The sequence below is a fragment of the Bacillus sp. LR--39 genome (genome assembly GCF_053613335.1).
Genome location: NZ_JBSIOT010000260.1, coordinates 1 through 1,179 on the forward strand (window position 1 = coordinate 1; position 1,179 = coordinate 1,179).

Annotated in this window: 2 protein-coding genes; one reads left to right on the forward strand and one right to left on the reverse strand. The window is 48.6% G+C overall.

The features are described 5' to 3' along the window. A partial coding sequence (locus ACWHAR_RS22320) for an MFS transporter (protein WP_452087863.1) occupies positions 1 to 653 on the forward strand: 653 nt, incomplete at its 5' end. Positions 654 to 849: 196 nt separating this feature from the next. Here the strand turns inward: ACWHAR_RS22320 and ACWHAR_RS22325 are convergent. Next, the coding region (locus ACWHAR_RS22325; protein ID WP_452087864.1) for a YihY family inner membrane protein at positions 850 to 1,179 on the reverse strand (330 nt) is incomplete at its 5' end.

The window sequence follows — 1,179 nt, forward strand, 5'->3', positions numbered from 1 at the left end:
TTCTACAAAATGCATACCCGGAAACCAGTCCTCATGAAACCAAATCAGACAATAGTTTCAGGCGATTTTATCAAGCCATGCTGTTTGGGTGGGTTGCCTTTATGCCTACATTTGGCTATGGCTTTCTGGAAACGGCGCTGAACGGAAGCTTTCCGGTGTACGCGCTCCGTTTGGGGATATCAGTAGACGCAGTAGCGATCATCCTTCCCGCATTTGCGATTGGAAGCATTATTTTTCAGTTTCCGCTCGGCATCCTCAGCGATAAATACGGCAGGCGGAATGTGCTGCTGGTGATTTTACTGACTGGGGCTCTTTGCTTTTTCATAGCCGGTGTATTTCCTTCGCCTTACGTGATCGGCGGCTGCTTTTTTATTGCAGGAATGGCAGTCGGATCAACCTTTACACTTGGCATCAGCTATATGACAGATCTTCTTCCGCCCCACCTCCTGCCGGCGGGAAACCTGCTTTGCGGCATTACATTCAGTCTCGGCAGCATCCTCGGCCCGGTTGCCGGCGGCTGGTATATGCAGACATTTGAAAGCGCAAACTTGTTCTACTTCATTACTCTCACGCTTAGCGCTGTGTGGCTGGCCCTTGTGCTGGGCAAACCGAAAAGCTGGTCACCGGCTGAAACCTATTCTTCATCTTCTTAATCAAAAAGCCTCCCGACATCATGTCAGGAGGCTTTTATGCTAATGGTAGCCGTTTTGTCCGTTGGCGCTTCCGCTTGTTTTATGGCTCGATTTGCTTTTCGAATTTTGTTTGTTATGGCTTCCGCCTTTTTTCGTATGCTTGGTCATCACGATATCCCCGACTTCTTTTTGAACCGAAGTTCGTTTATAGGGTGCGCTAATGGTAGGGATTTTCATCAGGAAGCTTTTTACGTTTATGTAAAAGAGCGTTGATTTCTCCGCCTAGGATAATTAAAATGCCGCTCAAGTAAAACCAAATCATCAGAACGATGATTCCCCCGATGCTCCCGTAAGTGGCGCTATAGTTCGCAAACGTGCTGACGTAAAATGAAAACAATGTGCTGACAACGATCCAGCCGATGGTCGCAAAGACCGCACCCGGCATGACAAACCGGAGAGACAGCTTTTTGTTCGGCGCAATCACATACAGCGCGGAAAAAACAATCAAAAGCACAAGCGGGCTGACACCCCAGCGAATGGCGGCCCA